Below are 5,949 nucleotides of genomic sequence, written 5' to 3'. Positions count from 1 at the left end.
GCCATCCCCATAACTTGGTTGGGATTCCTTTGGCAACAGCGCGAGCAATATCTATTTGGCTTGCGACAGTTAACCATCAGTAACGTTGTAAAAAACCAATCAATTACTTAACCACAACAAACACGGTACCTAACATAAGCAGGGAAGCGTTTGTGGGGTATATTTATAAAGGTTAACTAACCGCTAAAACCGCGAGCCAAGTTAATCAACAGCACCTTTTGCTATTTGCTTGCAGCACAACAACATCGCTGTAATTACTCACTGTCATTTTAACACACCAATATGGCAACTTTTTTACTACTAGTAGCAAGAAAGAGTGACGACTTCAGAGAATCAAATAGAGTTTAAAAATGAGACCTTTCAACAGCAGGTAAAACAAACACAACGAGAAAACGACTGCGGTTTCACACCAACTACGAGTGATCAGTAAAAAAGGCTAGCACAAGAAACTGATAAATAAAGCAATATATTAACAAAAAAGTAAATTTATTCATTACACTAGATTACACTCAGTTAATTTTAAGATTTTTGTATGACATATTTAAAGGCTATTGCGCTTTGAGCTTTATTTTTGCAATAGAAAAGCCTATCAAACACTCAACTAGGATTACTCAGCGGTCAGTCGCACGTTATAGCTAAAGCGTATTAAGAGGAACTAACAGAAGGATTAACGGACACCATTTAGTCGTAACACTTGTTCAAATTGAGGCATAAATAAAAAAGACCAGCGCATATTTTTGTACTGGCCTTGGTTTATTTAGTCGTTGGGTTATGCCAATTTTCTTAATTAAGTGGTCTATGTTGAGGCGAGAAAATCTTGTCGACAACACTGCTTCCGCGCCCTGTTCACGCCGAGGTACCTACGTCCTGTAGGCAAGGCAAAAATTTTGCTATTTAGTTATTCTAAATAAGAAATTTTTAACGCTGTTAGCCTCAGATTTACGCCTTCAAATTGAGCAACTATTAAGTCAAATTGGTATTACTATCTACTTTAGTGAGGGCGCGCTAGTAAATGGCTTCACTCCAATCGCTCGGTAGATTTCAGCAGGTTTAAAGGCTTGCTCGCCTTTGATCACCAAGGCTGCCTTTTGCAATGCTGTAATGTCCTTGAGTGGATCGCCGTCCACCAACACTAAATCAGCTACTTTACCTTTGGCAATAGAGCCTGTTTGATGTGCAACCCCCATCAATTTAGCGCTCTCGATACTGGCCATATTCAGCACCTCCGCAGCTGGGATCCCCGCATCAACATAAAGCTCTAGTTCTCGGATCAGGGTAAAACCAGCTATGTTATCGGTACCAGGTACCATAGGCACACCGGCATCATAGAGTTTTTTCAGCATTTTCTGCATCGCTTCGCCTGACTCTTGATAACTGAGTTTAAACTGCTCATCAACATGCATCTCAGCCCCTTTCAAGCCGCGAGCAAATGCAATTGGCATATGCTCGGAGATAGCGGCAAATTCAGGATTGACTTTTTGATCTTCTGACATCAATAAACTTCTGAACGTCGATACCGTCGGATCAACAACCACCTTCTTATCACTGAGCAGCTTGATGAACGCATTCATCTCTGGGCTATCTAGTGATAAACCTGAAGCCTGCTCTCCCATTAGTGAAAAGCGTTTTTGTGTTCTGGTGTCGACCTCTTCACCCGCTAAAAAGTTAAGGAAAAGCATATTGATGTGCTGGATTTCATCATATCCATTTGCGATTGCTTGCTCAGCTGTCATAAAGGCGGGAACATGGCCGCTAAGCCTTAACCCTCGGCTATGTGCTCGCTCAGAAATAGGCTTCACCCAACTTGGATCTATTGAAGAGTACAGTTTGACTTGAACATAGCCATTGTCTGCGAAAAAGTCGATGGTATCCAGCGCCTCTTGCAACGACTTAACGCTCAACCCCGCTGAGTTTTCACTGTATTTATCCATAAAACCCGCACGATATACGCGAGATCCTAATACTTGATTAGTATTAAAGAGCGCTTCAATCTCCATAATATTGTCGTGCTCATTACCCATATCTCTAACACTGGTCACGCCATTGGCAATATTAAGGATGCCGTTTTCTTTTGATAAATGACCGTGCATATCCCAAAGCCCTGGGATCAAAGTCTTTCCTTTGCCATCAATACTAGCCACCCCTTTTGGCTTCTTAATATGATTAGCGACTTCTACAATTTTGCCATCTTGGATCAATACATCTTGTTTTTTCAGCAGCTTTTTTTGTTCACTATCAAACACCGCAACATTTTCGATGAAAAGCTCAGGAACTTGGTGCGTCAGCTTCTTAGCAAGATTTTCAAGGTGCTGCTGTTCAGCTTGCTTTTGGATGGTCTCAAGCTGCTCAAACTGTGCTTTACTAAAACCATCACGTAATACATACATTGCTCCCCAAGTTTGTGCAAAATAATTACCATCATCGTCGTACCAAGCAAAGTTTGGTGTAAGACTAAGACCACTGGTCACTAATAAGTGCACAGTTTGCTCTCCAAGTTTGAGTGTTTTTAACTTCTCAATCAACATTTTACCTTGGGGGTATACATCTAATTCATATTGATTGTTTTTAAGCACATAACGCATTGTGGCGTTGTCTAGTGCTAGATGGAGATTAGATGGCACGTAAAAATCTAACGTTGCATCAGCTTTGATACCGGATTCATTGACACTTTTCCACTGCGCAATTCCACGGTTATAACTAAATGTCTCATCAATTTTTGAGCCAAATGCAGAACGCCCTTGAAGGCTGAGCTTGATAGGTAAGCCTTGCTCATTCAGTGTGAGGTTTTCATCGATTAAGATACGGCGGTTATTCCAACCAAATTCAATTTTTGCTTTGTAGTTTTGGTCATCGATTTTTTCTTGTGTAAGCGTTCCCGCCAATCCTTTTTCCGAGTAAACGTTATTCGTGATAGTTTCAGCCAGTGCTGCCCAGCTTTGTGCTGCAAGCGCACTTGCCACTAGCAGTGATAAGGTACGTTTTTTTATTATAGTTTTTGTCATTTTATTATTCCTGAATTTCCGTTTGCTATTATTCTGCTCTATTTTGGGGTAGAGTTCTGACCCTCATGTTACCCCCACACTCGCTAAAATCAAAGCATGAGAACTGTTACAATTCATGTGTAATTACAGAGAACTACGCATTTATTTGCTCTTACTTTAGCCACCTTTTATAGTCATGACGACTTTATCCTCCTCTCCTTGATAGGCTTCTTGAAAAATGATTTTAGTTTTGGTTTCGCGCCTAATTCTGAAGAGCCAGTTGCTATAATTATTACTGAAATGTGATACAGCCTTGAGTTAGTGAACTACACTATCTTTGATTGTTGACGATTCATCAATCAGCATAAAATAAGCTAGAGTGTAGCTCACCTGAAAGCCCCACAGACATAACACCTGTTTGGCTTGGCTACGGTAGAGGATTACGCGCATTGGACGTTTCAGAACGAGACATATGAATAACAAAGCTATTGCCATTAACTTAAAACAAACTCTGACTTGGGGTACCGTACTCTGTGGCTTGCTGATCTCCTCTCTTATCATTGCTTATTCTTATGTAACCCAAAGAGATATGTTACTTAGTACATATCAAGCACAACTCACACAGAGCATGAGGCATTTAGGTAAACACCTATCCACTGAATTTGCCAAGGGCAATATCAGTCAGGTTAGCTTAACCCTTGAGGATTACTACTCAGATGATAAATATGCAGCCCTCTTTATAATTAAAAATGACTTGGTAATGAAACTGGATCCACAGTCAGAAGCTGGTTTTAACTTATTTACTCGCGTCATCAAGGAACATAATTTGGCTTCTGCGTTACACGCGCTTGACCTCTTTACGGTGTATATTCCCGAAAAGCAGTATTTTGTTACCGTTATTCCCGTATCCCCCACCCTCCCGGTTATTCATTCTGATGATTTGATCCGACTGGTTGCACTCTATGATGTCAGCCAGATCTACACTTCTCTAAAACAGCAATTTACCGCCAAAGCAGCTATACTCATTGCGTTTTTGGTGTTGTTAACCGCAGGTTTATTAAGCTTTACCCATTACTTTATTCATAGACCAATCAAAAGGCTGATTGATGTTGGACACGACCTTTCAACCAAATCACTCACCAGCCGTGTGCAGATAACTGGGCAAGGTGAGTTTGCAGTACTTGCTGAGCAACTGAATAAAACCGCGCAAACACTGGAGCAAAACTGGCAACAACAACTGCAAACCAACCAAGAACTGGCGCGTCGCCATGCACTGATGACAAGCGTCTTCCATGCCTTACCTGACTTGTTTTTTATTATCAATTCGGATAGCACTATTGTTGAGTGTCACACTGGTAAAAAAGATGATCTGTATCTTTCACCAGAACAGTTCATTCACAAAAAGATGGCTGATGTTTTACCTCATCATGCTGCTCGACAGTTTAACCAAGCAATAAATTCTGCAACTCAACAGCATCAGTTAACACAAATAGAATATCCATTGACTATTGACGGTCAGAACAAGCTATTTGAAGCGCGGCTTTCTCCAATCCCAAACAGCGAGCAGCTCGTTATTGTAGTTCGTGACATTACCGAAAAGAAAAAGCAAGAAGAAGTCATTTTACATCATGCCTTTTATGACTCACTCACAGATCTCCCAAATCGTTTTTTAGCCATGGAGCGATTAACGCAACAGCTGTCTACGGCACAGCGCAGTGAAGCACTGGCTGTTGTATTTTTTATAGACTTAGATGACTTTAAGCGGATCAATGACACCCTAGGTCATGAAATCGGAGATCAAGTTCTCGTCGCAGCAGGAGAAAGGTTTACCCTCTCAATACGGGAGCAGGATACTGTTGCCCGGCTGGGAGGTGATGAATTTATTATATTGATGAATGGTTTTGATCATGTCTCTGATATTACGTGTGTCGCCGATATGCTGGTTAAGTTGTTCCATGAACCCATTGAGCTCAATGATAGGGACTTTAATATTTCAATCAGTATTGGCGTTGCTGTCTATCCTCTTGATGCTGACACTCCAGCTGAATTGCTAAGTTGTGCAGACACCGCGATGTACAATGCAAAGAATAACGGTCGTAATGGCTATTGTTTTTACAACCAAGAGATGAGTCTGAAGCTATCACGACAAATTGCCATCGAAGAAGCACTAAGAATCGCACTAGCAGAGGATGAGCTCGAAGTTTTTTACCAGCCTCAATTTAACATTAATAATGGTGAATTATTCGGTGCAGAGGCGCTGTTACGTTGGCATAGTAAAACCCTCGGCTCGGTATCTCCTGCGGAATTTATCCCGATTGCCGAACAAAATGGGCTCATCATAGATATTGGTTTATTCGTACTGGCAACGACTATACAACAGGTTAATCAGTGGCAAAAGAGTTTACAGGCGAACCTAAAAGTGGCTATTAACCTCTCGCCTAGGCAGTTCAAAGACCCAAATTTAATTCAAAAAATAGCCCTCCTTGTTGATGATCGGTCTATAGCCAGTCACGATATTGAATTAGAAATAACCGAAGGAGTGCTTATTTCTGGACAGGCACAAGTAAAACAAGCATTGGATCAGCTTCATGAACTCGGGTTTAAACTTGCTCTTGATGATTTTGGCACCGGCTACTCTTCTCTTAATTACCTGCGTCATTATCCGTTTGATGTACTTAAAATAGATCAAAGCTTTATTGCTGATATGCTCGTCTCAACAGAGTCGCAGGCATTGGTCACTACTATTATTAACATGGCGCATAGCCTATCAATGAAAGTCGTTGCAGAGGGAGTTGAAACGTCAACACAACTAAAAATATTGCAACATTTGGCATGCGATTTTGGACAAGGTTACTTAGTTAGTAAACCATTAACGGCACAGCAATTTGAAGCTTTTTTTCGCACCCAAAATACCAACAAAAAAGTCATCGCACATTCTCGGTTATAATTTATCAGGGCAAAGACAAGA

The 5,949-nt window shown here is 41.0% G+C and carries 2 protein-coding genes; one reads left to right on the top strand and one right to left on the bottom strand.

What is annotated here, in order from left to right:
• Nucleotides 1–986: 986 nt before the first annotated feature.
• Nucleotides 987–3,002, bottom strand: coding sequence for an amidohydrolase family protein (locus J8Z24_RS02460; RefSeq protein WP_252095192.1), 2,016 nt, complete (start codon nucleotides 3,000–3,002; stop codon nucleotides 987–989).
• A gap of 451 nt (nucleotides 3,003–3,453) precedes the next feature.
• Here J8Z24_RS02460 and J8Z24_RS02455 point away from each other — a divergent pair, with 451 nt between their 5' ends.
• Nucleotides 3,454–5,928, top strand: coding sequence for an EAL domain-containing protein (locus J8Z24_RS02455; protein WP_176032423.1), 2,475 nt, complete (start codon nucleotides 3,454–3,456; stop codon nucleotides 5,926–5,928).
• The last annotated feature ends 21 nt before the right edge of the window (nucleotides 5,929–5,949 follow it).

Source organism: Pseudoalteromonas sp. SCSIO 43201, assembly GCF_023716725.1.
Classification (GTDB): domain Bacteria; phylum Pseudomonadota; class Gammaproteobacteria; order Enterobacterales; family Alteromonadaceae; genus Pseudoalteromonas; species Pseudoalteromonas peptidolytica.
This window is presented reverse-complemented; position numbering and strand designations above follow the sequence as displayed.

Excerpts from the sequence above, each read along its gene's own strand:
- J8Z24_RS02460 (WP_252095192.1), bottom strand. The coding sequence starts at position 3,002 with ATGACAAAAACTATAATAAAAAAACGTACCTTATCACTGCTAGTGGCA.
- J8Z24_RS02455 (WP_176032423.1), top strand. The coding sequence starts at position 3,454 with ATGAATAACAAAGCTATTGCCATTAACTTAAAACAAACTCTGACTTGG.